The sequence below is a fragment of the Gordonia sp. IEGM753 genome (assembly GCF_050321825.1).
Classification (GTDB): Bacteria; Pseudomonadota; Gammaproteobacteria; order Pseudomonadales; family Pseudomonadaceae; genus Aquipseudomonas.
On record NZ_JBNQGB010000003.1, the window covers coordinates 17,807 to 35,321 of the forward strand.

At 56.4% G+C, this 17,515-nt stretch carries 18 protein-coding genes; 11 read left to right on the forward strand and 7 right to left on the reverse strand.

The window, feature by feature from the left end:
• Positions 1-21: 21 nt before the first annotated feature.
• A complete protein-coding gene (locus ACQR3R_RS17010; protein WP_428273481.1) occupies positions 22-1,023 on the reverse strand; it encodes an MsnO8 family LLM class oxidoreductase in 1,002 nt (333 codons plus the stop codon).
• A 241-nt stretch (positions 1,024-1,264) separates the two neighbouring features.
• Between ACQR3R_RS17010 and ACQR3R_RS17015 the strand changes: the two genes are divergently transcribed.
• Both ACQR3R_RS17015 and ACQR3R_RS17020 read left to right on the forward strand, forming a co-directional pair.
• Positions 1,265-1,696: an OsmC family peroxiredoxin gene (locus ACQR3R_RS17015; RefSeq protein ID WP_428273483.1), complete on the forward strand. Its 432-nt coding sequence runs from the start codon at positions 1,265-1,267 to the stop codon at positions 1,694-1,696.
• A gap of 151 nt (positions 1,697-1,847) precedes the next feature.
• A complete protein-coding gene (locus ACQR3R_RS17020) occupies positions 1,848-2,087 on the forward strand; it encodes a DUF1161 domain-containing protein (protein ID WP_428273485.1) in 240 nt (79 codons plus the stop codon).
• A gap of 6 nt (positions 2,088-2,093) precedes the next feature.
• On the opposite strand, the gene ACQR3R_RS17025 is transcribed toward ACQR3R_RS17020, so the two are convergent.
• Positions 2,094-2,513, reverse strand: a complete 420-nt coding sequence (locus ACQR3R_RS17025; RefSeq protein WP_428273487.1) for a PA0061/PA0062 family lipoprotein — start codon at positions 2,511-2,513, stop codon at positions 2,094-2,096.
• Positions 2,514-2,553: 40 nt separating this feature from the next.
• Complete coding sequence (locus tag ACQR3R_RS17030; protein ID WP_428273489.1) at positions 2,554-2,976, reverse strand: PA0061/PA0062 family lipoprotein; 423 nt, start codon at positions 2,974-2,976, stop codon at positions 2,554-2,556.
• A 102-nt stretch (positions 2,977-3,078) separates the two neighbouring features.
• Here ACQR3R_RS17030 and ACQR3R_RS17035 point away from each other — a divergent pair, with 102 nt between their 5' ends.
• Positions 3,079-4,128, forward strand: a complete 1,050-nt coding sequence (locus tag ACQR3R_RS17035) for an aminopeptidase (RefSeq protein WP_428273491.1) — start codon at positions 3,079-3,081, stop codon at positions 4,126-4,128.
• Positions 4,129-4,269: 141 nt separating this feature from the next.
• Here ACQR3R_RS17035 and ACQR3R_RS17040 read toward each other — a convergent pair whose 3' ends face one another.
• Positions 4,270-4,920 (reverse strand): HAD hydrolase-like protein, encoded by a 651-nt coding sequence (locus ACQR3R_RS17040; protein ID WP_428273493.1) that lies wholly within the window; start codon positions 4,918-4,920, stop codon positions 4,270-4,272.
• Between the two features lie 36 nt (positions 4,921-4,956).
• The gene (locus ACQR3R_RS17045) at positions 4,957-5,502 is read right to left on the reverse strand and encodes a gamma carbonic anhydrase family protein (RefSeq protein ID WP_428273495.1); all 546 of its coding nucleotides are present in this window, start codon (positions 5,500-5,502) and stop codon (positions 4,957-4,959) included.
• 95 nt (positions 5,503-5,597) lie between these two features.
• On the opposite strand from ACQR3R_RS17045, the gene prlC reads away from it, so the two are divergent.
• From prlC to ACQR3R_RS17060, 3 genes are all read left to right on the forward strand, one after another.
• Positions 5,598-7,643, forward strand: a complete 2,046-nt coding sequence (gene prlC / locus ACQR3R_RS17050) for an oligopeptidase A (protein ID WP_428273497.1) — start codon at positions 5,598-5,600, stop codon at positions 7,641-7,643.
• Positions 7,640-7,927 carry a YheV family putative zinc ribbon protein gene (locus tag ACQR3R_RS17055; protein WP_428273499.1) on the forward strand — a complete coding sequence of 96 codons (288 nt, stop codon included), beginning with the start codon at positions 7,640-7,642 and terminating at the stop codon, positions 7,925-7,927. Before prlC ends, ACQR3R_RS17055 begins: the two co-directional genes overlap by 4 nt.
• A 114-nt stretch (positions 7,928-8,041) precedes the next feature.
• Positions 8,042-10,090 carry a M3 family metallopeptidase gene (locus ACQR3R_RS17060; RefSeq protein ID WP_428273501.1) on the forward strand — a complete coding sequence of 683 codons (2,049 nt, stop codon included), beginning with the start codon at positions 8,042-8,044 and terminating at the stop codon, positions 10,088-10,090.
• Here the strand turns inward: ACQR3R_RS17060 and ACQR3R_RS17065 are convergent, their stop codons facing one another.
• Positions 10,091-10,738, reverse strand: a complete 648-nt coding sequence (locus ACQR3R_RS17065; protein ID WP_428273503.1) for a phosphatase domain-containing protein — start codon at positions 10,736-10,738, stop codon at positions 10,091-10,093.
• A 302-nt stretch (positions 10,739-11,040) separates the two neighbouring features.
• Between ACQR3R_RS17065 and ACQR3R_RS17070 the strand changes: the two genes are divergently transcribed.
• From ACQR3R_RS17070 to ACQR3R_RS17080, 3 genes are read left to right on the forward strand one after another with little or no spacing between them, the layout of a single operon-like run.
• On the forward strand, positions 11,041-11,781 hold the full coding sequence (locus ACQR3R_RS17070) for a gluconate 2-dehydrogenase subunit 3 family protein (protein WP_428273505.1): 741 nt from the start codon (positions 11,041-11,043) through the stop codon (positions 11,779-11,781).
• A gap of 2 nt (positions 11,782-11,783) precedes the next feature.
• A complete protein-coding gene (locus tag ACQR3R_RS17075; RefSeq protein ID WP_428273507.1) occupies positions 11,784-13,568 on the forward strand; it encodes a GMC oxidoreductase in 1,785 nt (594 codons plus the stop codon).
• Positions 13,569-13,580: 12 nt separating this feature from the next.
• Positions 13,581-14,885, forward strand: coding sequence for a c-type cytochrome (locus tag ACQR3R_RS17080; RefSeq protein WP_428273509.1), 1,305 nt, complete (start codon positions 13,581-13,583; stop codon positions 14,883-14,885).
• Between the two features lie 55 nt (positions 14,886-14,940).
• Here the strand turns inward: ACQR3R_RS17080 and ACQR3R_RS17085 are convergent, their stop codons facing one another.
• A complete protein-coding gene (locus tag ACQR3R_RS17085; protein WP_428273511.1) occupies positions 14,941-15,243 on the reverse strand; it encodes a hypothetical protein in 303 nt (100 codons plus the stop codon).
• A 238-nt stretch (positions 15,244-15,481) separates the two neighbouring features.
• On the opposite strand from ACQR3R_RS17085, the gene ACQR3R_RS17090 reads away from it, so the two are divergent.
• Positions 15,482-16,540: a PA0069 family radical SAM protein gene (locus ACQR3R_RS17090; protein ID WP_428273513.1), complete on the forward strand. Its 1,059-nt coding sequence runs from the start codon at positions 15,482-15,484 to the stop codon at positions 16,538-16,540.
• Positions 16,541-16,769: 229 nt separating this feature from the next.
• On the forward strand, positions 16,770-17,501 hold the full coding sequence (locus tag ACQR3R_RS17095; RefSeq protein ID WP_428273515.1) for a carbonic anhydrase: 732 nt from the start codon (positions 16,770-16,772) through the stop codon (positions 17,499-17,501).
• Positions 17,502-17,515 lie beyond the last annotated feature (14 nt).

Sequence of the window (17,515 nt, forward strand, 5' to 3'; positions counted from 1 at the left end):
TTTATGAGCGCTGTTCGGGCTTCAGCCCTTCATCACCTGCGCCAGTAGCTCGTAGGAATGCACTCGATCGGCATGTTCGTAGAGGTCGCAGGTAAAAATCAGTTCGTCTGCCTGAGTCTGCTCAATCAGCACTTCAAGCTTGGCGCGGATTTTCTGCGGGCTACCGACCATGGCCAGGCCGAGGAAATCGCCTACCGCTTCTCTTTCATGCGGCAGCCACAAGCCTTCCATGGTTTTCACCGGAGGACGCTGCACCAGGCTTTGGCCACGCATCAACGCGAGGATTCGCTGGTAAACCGACGTGGCCAAGTAATCGGCCTGCTCATCAGTGTCGGCCGCGACCAGCGGGACGCCGAGCATCACGTAGGGTTTATCCAGAACGGCTGAAGGCTTGAAGTGATTGCGGTAGACCCGAATCGCCTCATGCATGAAGCGCGGTGCGAAATGGGAGGCGAAGGCGTAAGGCAAACCGCGCTCCCCCGCCAGTTGCGCACTGAACAAGCTCGAACCCAGCAACCACACAGGCACTTGGGTACCCGTACCAGGCATGGCGATGATCCGTTGATCGGGTGTCCGCGGGCCGAGGTAGCGCACCAGTTCGGCTACATCTTCCGGGAAATCATCAGAGCTGCCGGAGCGCTCACGGCGTAACGCGCGTGCGGTCGCCTGATCGGAACCGGGTGCGCGGCCCAAACCGAGGTCGATGCGTCCCGGGTACAGGCTTTCCAGCGTGCCAAATTGTTCGGCGATCACCAGCGGCGCGTGGTTAGGCAACATCACGCCACCTGAACCCACACGAATCGTCGACGTGCCACCGGCCAGATAACCCAGCAGAACCGAGGTCGCCGAACTGGCGATACCGTCCATGTTGTGGTGCTCGGCCACCCAGAATCGGTTGTAACCGAACTTTTCGACATGCTGCGCCAGGTCCAGGGAGTTGCGCAGCGATTGCGCTGCGCTACCGTTTTCACGGACGGGCACCAGGTCGAGGGTCGAGAACTTGATATCGGACAGTCGTTTCATAAGCCTGCTTCTCCAATGGGGGTCGCAGGTTTTTTCTTGAAAACGAAAACCTGCCAAATCTAAAAGCGTGTTTCATGCAATGAGGGCATATACCCGAGTTTCAATAGCTGGCGCAAAATTCCCGTCCATTTAGCGCTTGAATCAGATGAGGTGAACTTTGCACCTCGGTCTATCCTCAGAACCCTAGCAACCGAAAACCACGAAGGCGCGACACTTCGCGCCGGATCTTGAGGAGGCAGACATGGCTATCACAAAGAAAGCATCGGCTCATTGGGAAGGTGACCTGAAAACCGGCATCGGCTCGATTTCCACCGAAACCGGTGTGCTCAGAGAAGCGCCGTACGGCTTCAAGGCACGTTTCGAAGGCGGCAAAGGCACCAACCCGGAAGAACTGATCGGCGCAGCTCATGCGGGCTGTTTTTCGATGGCTTTTTCGATGATTCTCGGCGATGCCGGGCTCAAGGCTGACAGCATCGATACTCATGCGGAAGTCACGCTGGACCAGGTAGAGGGCGGTTTTGCAATCACAGCCGTGAAATTGATCCTCAAGGCAAAAATCCCTGGCGCCACTCAGGCTCAATTCGATGAGCTGAGCAAAAAGGCCAAAGAAGGCTGCCCGGTTTCCAAAGTGCTTAACGCCAAAATCAGCCTGGAAGCGACATTGGTCAGCTGATACCCGTTTGGCGTTGTCGATGCAGGATCGCAGCCTCAACAGGCTGCGATTTTTTTGCGCTGAAACAAAACCTGGCGGTTGAAATTGTGGTCGAATAAATGACAGCAGCTTTAGCGCACGACTGTGCGCGCTGCCTTAGGGAGCTTCAACCATGAAACGTTTTATCTTGGCGGTTATCTGCGGTGTATTGGCAACGTCAGCCATCGCTGCGCCTAAAGATTGCGAAGAACTCAAGACTGAGATCGAAGTAAAGATTCAGGCGAATGCCGTTCCTTCCTACACCCTGGAAATTGTTTCCAAGGAAGAAGCCGACAAGCACGACGTGGCGATGGTGGTCGGAACCTGCGATTACGGCACCAAAGCCATCATTTACCAGAAAAACGACAGCTAAACCGACCTACGGAACGCAATTGATGATTCGCTCCTCGGCCACCAGCTCGCGCCTGGCGTTGTAAAGCCGTGCACTCGGGGTGAACGCGAGCGAACTCGCTTGCAGCACGTAATGCTGGCCGGCCTCGAAATGATCGTACTTCAGGGTCATGTAACACAGGCGTTCCTGCGGATCGCTGAACATGCCGGCGCCGCCGCCAAACACCTCAAAATCGAAGCGTACTTTGAGCTCATGACTTCCAGGCGATACCTGAAAGAAGCGGCCATCATTTAAACGCTGGTTATCCAGGCGTTCGGCCATCAATACCTTGCCGCCTGGCGATGGCATGGCCAAATCGATCCAGGCCATCTGCGGGTCAACAGCAGGCAGCGGACTTAAACAGCCAGAAAGCGTGCCGGCAGCGAGCAACAACAGAAAAAAGCGCATGATCGGATCTCGGGAAACCTGACCTTAAGCATAGCGCCGATCACGTATGTTGGCAGCCTGCCGGTGTGCCTTGCCCGATCACTTTTCGCTGCTGATCGTAGAGCTTGGCCCACGGCCTGAAGCCAATGTTGCCGGCCTGCAGTTGATAGCGCTCGCCAGCATTGAAGTCTTTGAATTTCACGCTCAACTGGCAATCGCGCCACAGCGGCTCGGCATCAGGCCCGATATTGGTGGGCTGCACCGCAAACTGGTAGCGAACGGTCAGCTCATGGCTCCCCGGCTGAACCTCGAAGTAGCGCTTGTCGACAGCGGCCTTGTTGTCGACCTCGACCGCTTGCAGCGCAGTGTCTTGCTGTTTCGAATTCAGGTCGATCCACGCTTGTGCGGGGTCCGGCGCAGGTAAGCCAAACCCGGCACAGCCAGTGAGCATTACCAAGCCTCCCGTCAACATCAACTTGCGCATAGCGGAGCTCCAGTCAGGCGGGATAGTCTTGCGAGCAGACTCTCCAGGGACGATTTTATTTTGATCAGGCCTTTTCCAAGCCTTGGGTTACTTGATCGCGTTTTGCGCGTTTTGTTTCCAGGTGTGTTGTTTTTGTTGCTGAACGGTTGCGCCAGCGTCAGCTACTACAGCCAACTGGCCAGCGGTCAGCTGCAGCTTTTGCGCGCGCGGGAACCGGTATCGGATGTGATCGCCGATCCGCAACGCGATCAAAATTTGCGCACGCACCTGGTCCAGTCGCAAAAGGCCCGAACCTTCGCCAGCCAAACACTGCACCTGCCGGATAATAAGAGCTATCGCCTGTACGCCGATATCGGTCGGCCCTACGTGGTATGGAACGTCTTTGCGACACCGGAATTTTCCCTGACGCCGCAAAATCATTGTTTCCCGATTGCCGGATGCGTGGCGTATCGCGGTTATTACAGCCAGGGCGCGGCCCGTGGTGAGGCGGCTTTACAGCGACTGCAGGGCATGGACGTGTCGATTGGCGGTGTCGAAGCCTATTCGACGCTGGGTTGGTTCAGCGACCCGATACTCAGTTCGATGATGAATTGGGGCGATGAACGCTTGGCCACGCTTATTTTTCATGAGCTGGCACATCAACGCTTCTATGTGAAAGATGACACCGAGTTCAATGAATCCTTCGCCACGTTCGTTGAGCAGGAAGGCACCCGGCAATGGCGTGCCGAACGCAACTTGCCACCGGAAAACGACGCGCAGGCGCAACACCGTGATCAGTTCATCGTACTGGTGCTGAATACCCGGTCCCGTCTCGAACAGCTTTACACCCAGCCGCTACCGCCCGAGCAGATGCGTCGGCGCAAAGCAGACGAGTTCGAGCGATTGCGCAGTGAGTATCGACATATGCGCGACGCCCAGTGGGCTGGAGACAAGCGCTATGACGCCTGGATCAATGCGCCAATGAATAACGCCAAATTGCTCCCATTTGGTTTGTACGATCAGTGGGTGCCGGCGTTTGCAGCATTGTTTCAACAGGCCGGCCGGGATTGGCCACGGTTTTTTGCAGCCGTTGAGCAACTGGGTTCGTTGCCGGTTGGCGATCGCAAGGCTGCGTTGAAAGCGTTGGCGCAGGCAAAAATTTCCGCCAGTTGAGCGAGGAACGCCAAGGATCGGGAACCTGGCTTGTGAGCGATGGCGACATCGAAATCGCCATCATGCGTCAGCCGGTTTCCGGCAGGTTTGGCGTTGACACCACCCCTCTCCAACCTGGTTTGCTTGCGAAAGGCCAGTTACCTAGCCCCGTAAAAACGCCTGATGCATCTCATCCAGCGTCTCGAAATGGTAAGCCGGCGCTTCTGCGATAAGTTCTTCGCGACTGCCAAAACCATAACCCACCGCCGCTGCATGCAGGCCGTTGCGGTGTGCACCGATCAGGTCGTGTTTGCGGTCGCCGATCATCAGGGTATTCGCCGGGTCCAGACCTTCTTCCGCCATCAGGTGAGCGATCAGCTCGACTTTGTTGGTGCGCGTGCCATCCAGCTCACTGCCGTAAATCACTTTGAAGTGCTTGGCGAAGTCAAAGTGACGAGCGATTTCATGGGCGAACACCCAGGGTTTTGAGGTCGCGATATACAGCTGCCGTCCTTGCCCGGACAACATCTCGAGCAGCGGCGTGACGCCCTCAAACACCCGATTTTCATAGAGGCCTGTCACTTTGAAGCGCTCGCGGTAGAAATTCACCGCGTCCCAGGCTTTCGCCTCATCGAAATCGTAGAACTGCATGAACGCCTGTAATAGCGGCGGACCGATGAAGTGTTCGAGCTTGCTCAAGTCAGGCTCATCAATTCCCAACTTGCTCAACGCGAACTGGATAGAGCGGGTGATGCCTTCACGCGGGTCAGTGAGGGTGCCATCGAGGTCAAACAAAACAGTTGGGTAATGCATGAAAAATCCTGAGCCTGTGGCTTTGCAAAAAAGGTTTCAGATCTGGTCGTAGCCTTCGGCCAGATGCAGATTCTTGAGCTTCACGTAGTTTGCCGCGCTGTAGGTGAAAAAAGCTTTTTCCTTGTCCGTCAGCGGGCGGACCTGCTTGACCGGGCTGCCAACGTACAGGAAGCCACTTTCCAGACGCTTGCCCGGGGGCACCAGACTGCCGGCGCCGATAATCACATCGTCCTCTACCGCCGCACCGTCCATCACGATGCTGCCCATGCCGATCAGAACACGGTTGCCGACGCTGCAGCCGTGCAGCATCACTTTATGCGCAATGGTCACGTCGTCGCCGATCAGCAACGGAAAACCATCGGGGTTGAACGGCCCGGCGTGGGTGATATGCAACACACAGCCGTCCTGCACGCTGGTGCGCGCGCCTATCCGGATGCGGTGCATATCGCCACGGATCACCGTCAGCGGCCAAACCGAGCTGTCATCGCCTATTTCTACGTCGCCGATCACGACCGCCGAACGGTCGACAAAAGCGTCTTTGCCGAGCAGTGGCGTGTGGTTCTGATACTTGCGAAGGGTCACGATAGGCTCTCTCTCTTTTGCTGATAGCTGCGGTGAACGTCGATTGTAATTAAGATGGTGCAATGTTTCTTCCAGCCAAGGTGCCAACCGTGAGCGTGAACAACCCTCTTTTGCAGTCCTACGACCTGCCGCCGTTCTCGGCGATCCGTGCCGAACATGTGCAACCGGCCATTGAACAGATCCTGGCTGACAACCGCGCGGCCATTATCGAGATCCTGAAAACCCAAGGCAAACAGCCCACCTGGGCCGGCCTGGTGTTGGCGATGGATGAACTCAACGATCGCCTGGGCGCAGCCTGGAGCCCGGTCAGCCATCTGAACGCCGTGTGCAACAGCGCCGAATTACGCGAGGCATACGAATCCTGCCTGCCAGCGCTCAGCGCCTATTCCACCGAGATGGGCCAAAACCGTGAGCTGTTCCAGGCTTTCGAAGCCTTGGCCAACAGCCCTGAAGCGGCCCATTTCGACGTGGCGCAGAAAACGATCCTGGAACACGCCCTGCGTGACTTCCGTCTGTCGGGTATTGACCTGCCGCCAGCCGAGCAAAAGCGTTACGCCGACGTGCAAAGCAAACTGTCCGAGCTGGGCAGCCGTTTCTCGAACCAGTTGCTCGATGCCACCCAAGCCTGGGCCAAGCACGTCACCGACGAAGCAATCCTCGTCGGCCTGACCGATTCGGCCAAGGCACAAATGGCGGCTGCAGCGCAGGCCAAGGAACTTGATGGCTGGCTGATCACCCTGGAATTCCCGAGCTATTACGCGGTGATGACCTACGCCCACGATCGTGCGCTGCGCGAAGAAGTCTACGCCGCCTACTGCACCCGCGCCTCGGATCAAGGCCCGAATGCCGGTCAGAACGACAACGGCCCGGTGATGGAAGAAATCCTCGACCTGCGCCAGGAGCTGGCAAAACTGTTGGGCTTCGCCAGTTTCTCCGAACTGAGCCTGGCCACCAAAATGGCTGAGTCGAGCGATCAGGTGCTCAACTTCCTGCGTGATCTGGCCAAGCGCAGCAAACCGTTCGCGGCCCAAGACCTGCAACAGCTCAAAGCCTATGCCGCCGAACAGGGCTGCCCGGATCTGCAGAGTTGGGACAGCGGTTTCTACGGCGAAAAACTCCGCGAGCAACGTTACAGCGTCGCGCAAGAAGCGCTTCGTGCGTACTTTCCGATCGACAAAGTGTTGGGCGGCTTATTTGCCATCGTCCAGCGTTTGTATGGCATCGAGATTGCCGAGCAAAAAGGCTTCGACACGTGGCACCCGGATGTTCGCCTGTTCGAAATCAAGGAAAACGGTCAGCACGTCGGCCGCTTCTTCTTCGACCTCTACGCCCGCGCCAACAAGCGCGGTGGTGCCTGGATGGACGGCGCCCGTGACCGTCGCCGCACAGCGCAAGGTGTGTTGCAAAGTCCGGTGGCCAATCTGGTGTGCAACTTCGCGCCGGCCGACAGTGGCAAACCAGCGCTGCTGACCCACGACGAAGTCACCACGCTGTTCCACGAATTTGGTCACGGCTTGCATCACCTGCTGACTCGCGTTGAGCATGCGGGTGTTTCCGGCATCAACGGCGTGGCGTGGGACGCGGTCGAGTTGCCCAGTCAGTTCATGGAAAACTGGTGCTGGGAGCCGGAAGGCCTGGCGTTGATTTCCGGTCATTACGAAACCGGCGAGCCATTGCCTCAAGACTTGCTGGGTAAAATGCTGGCCGCGAAAAACTTCCAGTCCGGGCTGATGATGGTTCGCCAAATCGAGTTCTCGTTGTTCGACTTCGAACTGCACGCAACCCATGGCGACGGTCGCAGTGTGTTGCAAGTGCTTGAGGGCGTTCGCGACGAAGTGTCGGTCATGCGTCCGCCGGCGTATAACCGGTTCCCGAACAGCTTTGCACACATTTTTGCTGGCGGTTATGCCGCGGGTTACTACAGCTATAAATGGGCTGAAGTACTGTCGGCCGATGCCTTTTCGAAGTTTGAAGAAGATGGCGTGCTGAATGCCGAAACCGGCCGCGCGTTCCGTGAAGCGATTCTTGCGCGCGGAGGTTCTCAAGAGCCGATGGTGCTGTTCGTCGACTTCCGTGGCCGTGCACCGTCGATTGACGCACTCTTGCGCCACAGCGGCCTGAGTGAGGACGCGGCAGCATGAGCGAGGGGCCTGTGATTACCAAAAGACGCTTTATCGCCGGGGCGGTTTGCCCGGCATGCAGCGAACCGGACAAGTTGATGATGTGGAACGAAGACGAGGTGCCGCATCGCGAGTGCGTGGCCTGTGGTTATTCCGACACGCTGAATGAACAGGGTTTGTCGGTGCCCAAGGAATTGGGTACCCGGGTCAATACTTCGGCACTCAAGGTGCCGGACGCCAAGGTTCAGGCGGTGCAGTTTTTCCCGAACCCTAAACTCAAGAAAAAACCTGACGAGCACCACTGAGTCGACACCACCTTGCGCGCCTGAACGACGTGCAAGGTGGTAACTATCTACCACCTTCCCCTCGCGCTTCCTTCTTAGGCTGATCTACATCAGCCATCCATAAAGGAAGACGTCATGCCTCATACCAATCCGCTGTTACAAACCTGGGTTCTGCCACCTTATGAAGCCGTGCGTGCCGAGCATTTGGTGCCGGCAATCAACGCCATCATCACTGACAACCGTCTGCTGATTGAGGGGATTATTACCACTCAATCTTCACAGCCTACGTGGGATGACCTGGTGCTGGCAGTCGTTGAAACCGACGCGAGACTCGACGAAGCCATGGGCATTGTCGAAACCCTGTCCATGGTCAAACATAAAGACCCGGCGTGGAACACGGCGAGCATTGTCTGCAACGCCGCCTTGGCGCAGTACACAGCCTGGAAGATGAATAATCGTGAGCTGTTCCAGGCCTATCAAGGTTTGGCGCAAAGTCCTGCTGCCGGCAGCTTTGATGACGCACGCAAAGCTGTGCTGGCCAAGCTCCTGCTGCGATTTCGTTTGTCCGGAATCGAGCTGCCTCTCGAGCAACAGCAGAAGCTGTCTAAATTGAACCTGGACATCGATCTGCTCGCTGGCTTGTTCTTGAGCAACCTTGAAAGTGCGCATGCGGCCTGGAGCAAACACACCGAAGACCCCGCGCTGCTCAACGGCTTGTCTGAGTCGACAAAGGATCGACTGGCGCTCACTGCGCAACGGGAAGGATTGAACGGCTGGCTGATTCGCCTGGACCAGGACACGTATCGCCGGGTGATGACCTACGCTGAAAACCGCTCGCTGCGCGAAGAATGTTTTATCGCCTACGCCACCCGAGCCTCCGATCAGGGCCCTCATGCAGGGCAGTTCGATAATGGCCCGGTGTTGCAAGTGCTGTTGGCCATGCGCCAGCAAAAAGCCCAACTACTGGGCTACGAGAATTTCGCGCAGCTCAGCCTGGCGACTGAAATGGCGGAGTCCACTGCCCAAGTCAGCGACTTCCTGAACCGCCAGGTAGCGCTTGCCAGGCCGGCGCTGGAGGAAGATGCACGCGTGCTCGCAGCCTTTGCACTTGAGCGTGGCAATACCGATGTGCAGGCGTGGGATCAAGACTTCCTGATCGATCAGTTGCGAAAGAAGCACCTCGGTAGCGCGCTTGAAAAAGTGCAAGCGTACTTTCCATTGGACGCAACCTTGCAGCGCCTCTGCCTGTTCAGCGAGCGAATGTTCGGCATTCAGATCGTCGAGCAAAGTACATTCGAGCGCTGGCACGACACCGTACGTTTATTTGAAATCAGCGAGCACGGGCAGGTCGTCGGCTATATCTACCTTGATCCGTTCCACCGCGAAGAAACAGCGGATTTCGCCTTTACGGCCGCCCGTCGAAACCGGCGTGTCAATGCCGAGGGACAGGTGATGCTGCCCATTGTGCAACTCCATAGCAATTTCACCGGTGGCACCGATCTGCACCCATGCCTGCTGGGGCATCGGGGGTTGCGCGTTTTGTTCCATGAATTCGGGCATTGCCTGCAGCACGTGCTCTCGCGTTCGCCTCATTTCACGTTGTCAGGCGTTAATCAACTGGGGCGTGACAGCGCGGAGTTTACCGGGCAGCTATTTGAGCTTTGGCTCCAGTCACGCGAGTTTGTACTGTGGCTGGCGGCACACCATCAAACGGGCGAAAGGTTGACCGAGGCGCGAATCGACGTGGCACTGACGGCCACTCAAATGCAAACCAGTCGGCAATCCGCGATTGTACTGATGAGCGCCATGGTCGATTTTCAGCTGCATCTCAACCAACGCGATGGCCGCAGCGCTGAGCAAGTTATAGCGGACGTGCAGAGCAAAATGCCTCAGTTGCGACTGCCCTCTTACTGCAGGTTTGCCAATAGTTTTGATTACATGGTGACGGGCTATGCAGCCTCGGTGTACGCGTACAAATGGTCGGGTGTGCTCGCGACTTTGGCGTTCAAACGATTCAAACAGGAGTGGGTTTTCAACCCGCAAACGGGCCGAGACTTGCGTGAAGCTATTTTCTCGCCGGGCGATTCGCGCTCGTTGCTCGCCTCCCTGGAAGCGTTTCTTGGCGAGCCGGTACGGGAGGACCTGTTCGCGGCGTCAACTGTCGTCCCGCCGGTCAATGGGTAGTTATTCAACGGAAACCGATTTGAACCAGCTCTGCATCGAACACGTGGCGAACGGGCTGGTACTGCAATCACCGCTAGCCAATGCACTGCGCAGTTTCTCAATATCAGCCTGCATCATGTAACGCACGCCATCCTTGAAATGCGTGCTGTCACCAAAACCGCCCTGGGTCATTTCGTTCAGGGCGTCTTCCTTGCTCCAGCCTTGAACCACGACGCGGTACATCGCCGCCATCAATCCGGTGCGGTCAGAACCATGCTTGCAGTGCATCAGCACCGGGCCTTTGGCTTCAGCGGTCTGGATGGCGCGCAGTGCTTTGAGCACATCGGCGTCGTCGACGTGGTTGGTGCGATAAGGCAATTGGACCTGGTTGATACTGGGCTCGGATAACCAGCCTGCATCGGACTCGGGCAAGAATGTGATCACCGTCGCGACCTTGAGCTTTTGCAGCAACGGTACAGCGCCACGATCCGGCAATGCGCTGCGGTAAAGAGTCGGCGACATCTGGAACAGGTTGTACTGCACCTCGACCGACTGTGCCCACTCGGGGGGACGCGGCAACTTGGCGTCGTCCGCGTGGGCCAGCGTCAAATTGAAAAATGCGGCCAATGACAACAATAACGTCGCAGGTAAAAGGCGCAGTAAAGACATGCTCGGACGACCGTGTGGGAAGAATGGGTGATGACACTCAGCTTCGGGGTTAATCGGTCAAAGTCCTGTGAGGCAACTGTCAAAGAATCGTGAATCGAGCAACTTGCCCCGACTTTCGTCGCAAAAAACCGAGTTTTTTGGCTGAAACGGTTCATCTCGATACGTAGGCTGCTACCATTTGTTACCAAAGTTTGCAGGCATGTCGTTCGTCGCGTCGCTAAACGAAAGACACCTGCTGCCAATACGAAAAGTCGTTCGATGAAACGACCAAAACCATCAATGCCTGATGAGGTGTACCCCACATGTCCGATCAAGATCGAGATAACCCGCGGCGTGATTTTTTACGTAAATCCCTGACTTTGATCCCGGTAGTTACCGTTGCCAGTACCGGTCTGGGCAGCGCTGTGCTGATGGCCACCCCGGATGCGGCTGCGACCTCTGCCGATAAAACACCCCTCAGCACTGCACGCTATGAACCCGCTTACTTCACTGCCGAAGAATGGGCCTTCATCAACGCTGCTGTCGCCCAATTGATCCCGAACGATGCCCAAGGCCCTGGAGCACTGGAGGCCGGCGTGCCTGAATACATTGATCGGCAAATGAACACGCCATACGCCGCCGGCGCACTGTGGTTCATGCAAGGACCGTTCAACGCCGACGCGGCTCCGGAAATGGGCTGGCAGAGCAAACTGGTGCCCAAGGAGATTTATCGCTTGGGCATCGCTGCGACGGATGCTTGGTCGAAGGCGTTCAATGGCAAAGTCTTTGCTGAGCAAGACAGCGCTACCCGAGACGATTTGCTCAAGCAGCTTGAAGCCGGTAAACCGCAGTTCGACAGCGTTCCGGCGAAAATCTTCTTCAATTTATTGCTGCAAAACACCAAGGAAGGATTCTTCTGCGACCCGATCCACGGCGGTAATAAAGGTCTGGTCGGCTGGACGATGATCGGATTCCCCGGCGCTCGCGCCGACTTCATGGATTGGGTGGAACGCAACGAGCAATACCCCTTCCCGGCAGTTTCGATTCGCGGCGAGAGGGCGTGAGCATGGCAACCGTAATGAAAAAGGTCGACGCAGTGATCGTCGGGTTTGGCTGGACAGGCGCGATCATGGCTAAAGAGCTGACAGAGGCGGGGTTGAACGTGCTGGCTCTGGAACGCGGGCCGATGCAGGACACCTATCCCGACGGCAACTACCCGCAGGTGATCGACGAACTTACCTACAGCGTGCGCAAAAAACTGTTCCAGGACATCTCCAAAGAGACCGTCACCATTCGTCATAGCGTGAATGACATTGCGCTGCCAAACCGCCAACTCGGGGCCTTCCTGCCCGGTAATGGCGTGGGTGGCGCAGGGCTGCACTGGTCTGGCGTGCACTTTCGGGTCGACCCGATTGAACTGCGCATGCGCAGTCATTACGAAGAACGTTATGGCAAAAGCTTCATTCCCAAGGACATGACCATTCAGGACTTCGGGGTCACCTATGAAGAACTGGAACCGTTTTTCGATTACGCCGAGAAAGTGTTCGGCACCTCGGGCCAAGCCTGGACGGTGAAAGGCCAGTTGGTCGGTGAAGGCAAGGGCGGCAACCCTTACGCACCTGACCGCTCAAACCCTTTCCCCTTGGAATCGCAGAAGAATACCGTCTCTGCACAGCTGTTTCAGAAAGCGGCTACCGCCGTCGGTTACAAACCTTACAACCTGCCCTCCGCCAACACCTCTGGGCCGTACACCAACCCTTACGGCGCACAAATGGGCCCGTGCAATTTCTGCGGTTTTTGCAGCGGTTACGTTTGCTACATGTATTCCAAGGCATCGCCGAACGTGAACATTCTGCCGGCGCTAAGGCCTTTGCCGAATTTCGAACTGCGCGCCAATTCCCATGTGCTGCGGGTCAATCTGGACAGCACTAAAAGCAAAGCCACCGGGGTAACCTACATCGACGGCCAGGGCCGGGAAATCGAGCAGCCTGCCGATCTGGTTATCCTCGGGGCATTCCAGTTCCACAATGTGCGGCTGATGTTGCTGTCCGGCATCGGTAAACCGTACGACCCGATCAGCGGCGAAGGCGTGGTCGGCAAGAATTTCGCCTACCAGAACATGGCCACCATCAAGGCCTTCTTCGACAAAGATACGCACACGAACAATTTTATCGGCGCCGGCGGCAACGGCGTGGCGCTGGACGACTTCAACGCGGACAACTTCGATCACGGGCCACACGGCTTTGTCGGTGGCTCGCCGATGTGGGTCAATCAGGCCGGTAGCCGGCCTATTGCCGGAACATCCAATCCTCCAGGAACACCGGCATGGGGCAGTGACTGGAAACGCGCCACAGCCGATTACTACACGCACCAGGTGTCGATGGACGCTCACGGGGCCCATCAGTCGTATCGCGGCAACTACCTGGATCTGGACCCGGTTTACCGAGATGCCCACGGCTTGCCACTGCTGCGGATGACCTTCGACTGGCAGGAAAACGACATCAAGATGAACCGTTTCATGGTCGAGAAAATGGGCAAGATCGCCGAGGCCATGGGCCCAAAAGCCATCGCAGTGATCGGCAAACAGGTCGGGGATCACTTCAACACGGCGTCCTACCAGACCACCCACCTCAACGGTGGCGCGATCATGGGCACCGATCCGAAAACCAGCGCCATTAATCGTTACTTGCAGAGCTGGGACGTGCACAACGTTTTCGTGCCCGGCGCCTCGGCATTCCCCCAAGGCCTGGGTTACAACCCTACCGGCCTGGTAGCGGCGTTGACGTATTGGTCTGCACGGGCGATTCGCGAGCAGTACTTGAAAAACCCCGGCCCACTGGTTCAGGCGTAAGGAGCGATGACCATGAAAGCATTTGTTATCGCGACATTGGCACTGCTGGGCAGCGGTTCGATCCAGGCCGCAGACGCTGATCAAAATTTGATCAAGCAAGGGGAATACCTCGCTCGCGCGGGTGATTGCGTGGCGTGCCACAGCGCAAAAGACGGCAAGCCGTTTGCCGGCGGTCTGCCCATGGAAACACCGATCGGCACGATCTACTCCACGAACATCACCCCGGATAAAAGCGGAATCGGTGACTACAGTTTCGAGGACTTCGACAAAGCCGTGCGCCACGGCGTCGCCAAAAACGGCAGTACGCTGTACCCGGCCATGCCGTATCCGTCTTACGCGCGCGTTACCGAAACCGACATGCAAGCGCTGTACGCCTATTTCATGAAGGGCGTGGCGCCGGTCTCGCAGGCGAACAAGGACAGTGACATTCCCTGGCCTTTGAGCATGCGTTGGCCGCTAGCCGGTTGGCGATGGGTATTTGCACCGCCCGTTGAAGACTACAAAGCGGCGCCCGGCACCGATGCCGTGATCAGTCGCGGGGCGTATCTGGTGGAAGGTCTGGGCCACTGCGGCGCATGCCATACACCGCGCGCGCTGACCATGCAGGAAAAAGCCCTGAATGCCGGTGAAGGCAGTGCTTTTCTGTCCGGCAGTGCACCGCTCGAGGGCTGGATTGCGAAGAGTCTGCGCGGCGATCACAAGGACGGGCTGGGCAGTTGGAGCGAGGAGCAACTGGTGCAATTTCTAAAGACTGGCCGTAGTGACCGCAGCGCAGTGTTTGGTGGCATGAGCGATGTGGTAACCCACAGCATGCAATACATGACCAACGATGACCTGAGCGCAATCGCCCGATACCTCAAGTCCTTGCCGGCAAACGATCCCGACGACCAGCCGCACCAGTACGACAAACAAGTGGCCCAGGCGCTTTGGAAAGGAGACGACAGTAAACCGGGTGCTTCGGTGTACATCGATAATTGCGCGGCCTGTCACCGCACCGATGGCCATGGTTACACCCGGGTCTTCCCGGCATTGGCTGGCAATCCAGTATTGCAATCGAATGACGCAACTTCGTTGATTCACATCGTGCTGAAGGGCGGCACGTTACCGGCTACTCAGACGGCACCGTCGACGTTCACAATGCCTGCATACGCGTGGCGCTTGTCCGATCAGGAAGTTGCCGATGTGGTGAGTTTTATTCGCACAAGCTGGGGCAACAAAGGGACACAGGTCAAAGCCGACGAAGTAAAAAAATTGCGTACAAACGATATGCAAACAACGTCAACGGATGATATGGGGCAAATCACTAAACATAACTAGTGCTTAAGAAAGACCTGCGTGGATTCATTCACGCAGGTTTTTGATTAAATACGGTTTAGGGATTAATGATGCTTGTATAAGCCTTGGCCAAAGCCAATAGTTTGTTCTGGTCGTCTGCATCGACATCCCCGTCGCGGTCGACGTCCTTGGTGTTGCGAAGCTTGAAGGTCCGGCCCGCATCGTAAGAGGAGGCAGTTATGATCGTTGAATCAAGCAGCACGTCTGACGCTTCGCGGTTTACAGGATCCCAACGCGATTCCTTCAAAGCAAACTGCATCGAGACCAGCACTTCATTCGGGTCAGTTTTCGTAGGCCCGAGAAGTTGCAAAAAAATACCACGACTATTAAAAAACGACATTATTAAATCCTTTTAATTAGTTAGGCTTTATTCGTTAAGCCAAGGCAATACTACCGATATTTTTACAGCCGAAGCTACTGCTGACGTGTATCGGATAGTTGCCTCTAATATTTTAATAGCCCAACGCATTTTATTAACTAAGCCGAGTCACTAGTCTTTTAAATCCTGCCGAACGGCACTGGGCAATTCTGCGCGATCACGATACTGTATGAACATACAGTCATCAGGGGAATTCCCAATGTCCATGCCATTGCCACCCCGCGGCCGCGGTACCGCGACCAATCCGCATAACCGCTTCGCACCAAACCGCTCGGTGGCCGAGGATGATGGTTGGTACCAGGAATCCCCCGTCACCCAAGGCACGCAAGTGCGCATTGAAACGGCAAAAACCATTATTACCCGCAACAACTCGCCCGACTTGCCCTTTGATCGCTCGATCAATCCCTATCGCGGCTGCGAGCACGGCTGCATTTATTGTTATGCACGGCCCAGCCATGCTTACTGGGACCTGTCGCCGGGCCTGGACTTCGAAACCAAATTGATCGCCAAGACCAATGCTGCCGACGTGCTGGAAGAACAATTGTCCAAACGCGGTTACCAATGCGCGCCCATCAACCTGGGCTCGAATACCGACCCTTATCAGCCCATTGAGCGCGAGCACAAAATTACCCGTCAGACGCTAGAAGTGCTGCTGCGTTACCGGCATCCGGTGACAATAATCACCAAAGGTTCACTGATTCTTCGCGACCTCGACTTGCTGGCTGAACTCGCTGAGCAAAGGTTGGTTGCAGTGATGATCAGCCTCACCACGCTGGACGATGAACTCAAACGCATCCTGGAACCACGTGCGGCTGCGCCGAAGGCCAGGTTGCGAGCCATCAGGGTAATGCGCGAAGCCGGGATTCCAGTGGGTGTGCTGTGTTCGCCAATGATCCCGATGATCAATGACAGCGAACTCGAAAGCCTGCTGACCGAGGCCCATGCCGCAGGCGCACAGAGTGCGGCTTACATGATGCTGCGCTTGCCGCTCGAAGTTGCGCCGCTATTCGAAGAATGGCTGGCGGCACACTATCCTCAGCGGGCAGCTCATGTGCTGAGCCTTATTCGACAGAGCCGGGGCGGAGAACTTTACGACAGTCGGTTTGGTTCCCGAATGCGCGGTGAAGGGCCATTTGCCGATTTGCTGGCGCAACGCTTCGCCAAAACCATTAAACGCCTGGGACTCAATCGCCGCGAAGGGTTTAATCTGAACTGTGAAGCGTTCTGTCCACCGGGCCGCCAGATGTCATTGATTTGATGCAAAAAAGGCTCAGTATTTATTTAGGAAAATTCGACCAGTCACGTTTTAAACGGCCTGCAACCATTGGTTTAGAGCGGTTGATTCAGTTTGAGTTAAGTTTGGATAGCTACCGTGCTCATCGAGTGACTGACGGGTCGGATTCCGATCCGGTTGTTTTTTTAACAGCCACTGGCTTCGCATTGCACAAAGCGGGAAAATTCCGTGACTCCGCCTAAGAGGATTAATTATGAGTGACAAGGATAAACAGCCGTTAGCTGCGTCGGCTTCTGACCAGCCCGTGCCAGAAACAGCCGATGCAGCGCTGAAACATATCGTGGATGGCTTTTTACACTTTCATCATGAGATTTTTCCGCAACAGGAAGAACTCTTCAAAAAACTCGCCACAGCGCAGAGTCCCAGAGCGATGTTTATCGCCTGTGCCGATTCGCGCATCGTTCCCGAACTCATCACCCAAAGCTCTCCAGGCGATCTGTTTGTAACGCGCAACGTCGGCAATGTCGTGCCGCCTTATGGGCAAATGAACGGCGGCGTTTCCACCGCCATCGAGTACGCCGTACTGGCGCTCGGCGTACAGCACATCATCATTTGCGGGCACTCCGACTGTGGCGCCATGCGCGCCGTGCTCAACCCGCAAAGCCTGGAAAAAATGCCCACAGTCAAAGCGTGGCTGCAACACGCCGAAGTGGCCAAGACCATGGTCCAGGACAACTGCAATTGCGCCAATGAAAGCGAAAGCATGCACATCCTCACTGAAGAGAATGTGATTGCCCAACTCCAGCATTTACGCACCCATCCCTCGGTTGCCTCGCGCATGGCCAACGGCCAGTTGTTTATCCATGGCTGGGTTTACAACATCGAAACCAGCGAAATCAAAGCTTACGACGCGGATCAAGGATGTTTCCTTCCGCTCGACGGTAGCCATCCAATACCGGTGGCGACGCCTAAAGCGCGCTTTTAAAACCTCCTAAATCA